Origin of the sequence: Chryseobacterium sp. SSA4.19 (genome assembly GCF_022601875.1) — a bacterium.
In the GTDB taxonomy this organism is placed as follows: domain Bacteria; phylum Bacteroidota; class Bacteroidia; order Flavobacteriales; family Weeksellaceae; genus Chryseobacterium.
The window spans coordinates 1-3,675 of record NZ_JAKVIP010000058.1; the positions used below are offsets into that span (position 1 = coordinate 1).

5 protein-coding genes are annotated in these 3,675 nt (G+C 33.6%); all 5 read right to left on the reverse strand.

Annotated elements, in window-relative coordinates:
- Positions 1–241: 241 nt before the first annotated feature.
- Positions 242–844: an NmrA family NAD(P)-binding protein gene (locus MKJ01_RS18905; RefSeq protein WP_368366413.1), complete on the reverse strand. Its 603-nt coding sequence runs from the start codon at positions 842–844 to the stop codon at positions 242–244.
- A 77-nt stretch (positions 845–921) separates the two neighbouring features.
- Complete coding sequence (locus MKJ01_RS18805) at positions 922–1,122, reverse strand: NmrA family NAD(P)-binding protein (RefSeq protein WP_252120880.1); 201 nt, start codon at positions 1,120–1,122, stop codon at positions 922–924.
- 140 nt (positions 1,123–1,262) lie between these two features.
- Positions 1,263–1,793 carry a Crp/Fnr family transcriptional regulator gene (locus MKJ01_RS18680; protein WP_241615760.1) on the reverse strand — a complete coding sequence of 177 codons (531 nt, stop codon included), beginning with the start codon at positions 1,791–1,793 and terminating at the stop codon, positions 1,263–1,265.
- A 487-nt stretch (positions 1,794–2,280) separates the two neighbouring features.
- Complete coding sequence (locus MKJ01_RS18685) at positions 2,281–2,829, reverse strand: hypothetical protein (RefSeq protein ID WP_241615761.1); 549 nt, start codon at positions 2,827–2,829, stop codon at positions 2,281–2,283.
- Between the two features lies 1 nt (position 2,830).
- On the reverse strand, positions 2,831–3,675 hold an 845-nt coding region (locus MKJ01_RS18690; RefSeq protein ID WP_241615762.1), incomplete at its 5' end, for a hypothetical protein.

The window sequence follows — 3,675 nt, forward strand, 5'->3', positions numbered from 1 at the left end:
TTGAAGAAAGTGGTTAAATCTTCTCCATTTTTAAAGGACTTGTAGAAATCCTTGTTGTTTAATAATTCTTCTTTGTCTATCATAACTATGTAATGGTTAAAAATAATAAAAAGTTATTGCCGTAAAATTTTTTGAGCTATAAGGGCTCAAAATTTTTCAGAATAACTTTCTAACTTACACAGTTAGTGAGACACTACCCAGCCTACTTAAATTTTACCTATAAGGTGAAATAATCTCTGTTTTAAAGTACGTTTAATTTAATCCAATCATTTAATGATACAAACGGTTCTGTAGAAATTTCTTTGGCCTTCTGAACCTGGTTGTCCGAATTCGGCCCCATATATGAGTATGCTTCGAAATACGCTAATAGCTCAGCAACCTCTCTTGCTCCTTCAAAGAAGTTTGAAAAAATCTCTGCCGGAACATATGTAAATCTGTAGTCCTTTCCGTTAGCTTTGAAAACTTCCAAGACATCATTGAAATTATTTAATTCTGCAGCCAAAGATAAATAACTTCCATTACCAACTTTATCAGGATTTAAAAATACACCTGCAACTACTTTCCCAAGATCATTAATATCGGCTATATGAATTACTTTATGAGTTGGATCAATCGGTAAAGCCCAGCCTATGGAACCATCTTGTTGTCGTTGTGGAGCTGTGTGTCCTTTGAAGTTTTGAAAATAAAATGGGGGTTGAATAAATATGTAATTTTCGAATTCGGCATCTTTTACTAAATGATCAACTTCTGCTTTACCAGTAAATTTAGGGACTACATATTGCCCATTACTTATTTTTTCAACGTTTGGTAAAGTAGACCAAACGAAATGATTTACATTAGATATTTTGCAGCTTCAATAGCAATCTTCCCTTGCGCTAATTCATTTGCTCCTTCCCCAAAATTAGTCACCACAAATACTCCTTAAGCATCTTTAAAAGCATTGGTTAATGATTCAAGGTCCATTATATCTGCTTGCACTGCTTCGTCAGCATTTCCCTCATATTTATCCAGGTTTCTGGTAATTGCCCTAACCTTAAAAGAACCATCTCTTTTTAAGGCATTTACCACTCCGCTTCCTTGTAGACCAGTCGCACCAACGACTGCAATTATTTTTTTATTCATTGTAAACATTTTATAAATTAACAATGACACAAAAATAAAAGTGATCGATCGTATTTACCTATAAGGTAGTTTAAGAAAGAGCCTTAATATATATTAAGATTTAACAATCTTCTTACGGATAGTGCTGAGAAATTCTGGTGTTACCCCAGGTAGGAAGCTATCTGGACATTAGAGATCCGATTAAAAAAATGAGGATACCTTTTTAAAAAGTCAAGATAACGATCCCCTACCGTGGAGCTGATGTTATCAAGAATTCTATGATGAGCACTTACCAAAGCTTTTTCTGTAAGAATCCTGAAGATTTTATTAAATTGAAGGTTATCGTCAAAAAGCCTAGTCTGATCCTCTTTTTTTAACTGAAGGACAGTTGAATTCTCCATAGCCTCTATGTACAACCTACTCGGCTCCTCGGAATAAAAGCTACCAATATCTGTTATCCACCAATTCTCAATAGCAAATTGTAGATTATGTTCTTTACCTTTTTCATCTATCATATACATCCTAAAACAACCTTCAAACAGAAATGTATGATACTTGCATATATCACCTTTCTGAAGGATAAAATGCTTTCTTTTAACTCTTAGCTCTCGAAACGCTTCTTTTACGATAACCTTTTCCTCCTCATTTAAGGGAAGATATCTTTCAAAATAGTTTATTAATGGATTTAACATGACTCTATTTAGTTCGGATTGCAAATTACTGCTGTAAAACACCCCAAACATTCAGCAACTAGAATCTAACCGTTTATAAATTCAATATCAACGTTTGTTTCTTCTGCAAATTCACTTTATTCTGGAACCTGAATCTGAAAGCTCTCAAAGGGAACTGGTATCAAATTCTTTAAACATTTTGCATTTTCAGCAACGTGGATCTGCAATCTGCAGCCATGATCTGCCAGGAGTAACGTTAATGCAGTAAAGTATACGGAGCAAGCATCTGTAATATGTCGCTATGAAATGATCACGTAAGATGCGCCTTAAGAGAAGCTCAGACAGCCGAATTCATATATTCTACATCGAAGTCGATACTTTTTAACACTTTATCTCTATAGGATATAAAAAAAATCCGGATCTATTAAATCCGGACTTTTTTAAATTTGTCAGTTACCCCTTTACTTTGATAACTAAAGTTGGCTATTTTTTACTAATTTTCTAACTGCTACTCTAAAGTAAGCTCATGAATATCAAAAGAGATATTTCCTGTATAGTATCTATATCCGGAACAGTTCTGACTTTTAACTTTTTCTAATAGTTTCTGCCTGTTTTTATGTGACAAAAATAATGAATCAAAATTCCAATCTTCAAAATATAGAGTTTTTCCAGTTCTGTATCTTGTAAATTTAAGGTAATAAGTCTTTTCACTATTCTTCTTTATAAATTTTGGCATTAAATCAAAATTTGAGTTCATTATATCTTTTAGCCTAATACAATCAGAATTTCTACTGATTGAAAGATCTTCCGGATCACCCTGTACCTCGAACGATTTTTTGGTATATATAATTTCTGGCGTATTGGCTTCAAGCTCATCCTTATAAGGAAAATCTTCTAAATCAGGATATTCAATCACCAAATCTTGATCTGTATTATTTTGAATTTTTAATAATAACATTGAATTTTTCTTATCAACAACAGGATGTATTATGACATCATCTTTAGAATTCTTACCACATGAAAAAAGTAAAAATATCAATATAGCAAATACTTTCATATTAGAATTTAAATGATTTTATCAAAGGCAGAAGTAATTTATCTAACTGAGCATTTGAATTATAAAAATACTGTGCAGGAATACTAAAAGGTAATTCTAACCATGGATTTTTTTGAAATAATTGAATCGTCATTTTTCGTATTGATACGTGTCCTAGATTGTCTAAAGATTTTGCATATTTACCCATATTTTTTGTTGCTTGCTCTGAGAGACTTAGTAGGGATGACTGATGTATGATGGCATGACCTGTTTCATGTGTAATTACATTAACAAATTGAGCTTTTGATGAATATGCTGCAGGGGAAAGATATATATTATTACTAGGTGTAGTAAGGCCTAAAATCTCTCCATACTCCCTCGTCCCCCCAAACATATTCTCCCACCATGTTTTTCGATAGAATGTATTGTTTCCTGCTAAGCCATAACCTTCAGGGGTTCTGTTATAAATTGTTTTTACACCATAATTACCAAGATTACCATAACCTTCTTGAAATTTTTCAATTGTTTCAGTACTATAGCTTACTTGTTCATTACTGTAATTTTGTGGATTATTATACACATCAGATTCTGCTACGGTATATTCATGGTTGGCTTTAGCAGCTTTTGTCACACGTATTGCATTAACTGCTTTATTAACTCCCCACGAAAGAGCTGCTACACTACCTCCAATTACAGCACCTTTTAAGAGCCCCTTAATGAAATTATCTCCGGTAATAAGAGAAGAGACACCGCCAGTAGCAGCTCCTGTAAGCGCACCATTACCTACTGTTGCTAAAAAGCCTCCTGCTTGAAAGATTTCCCCGACTCCTGCCGAGACTGCGCCGGTTACTGCTCCGATAGCGATAG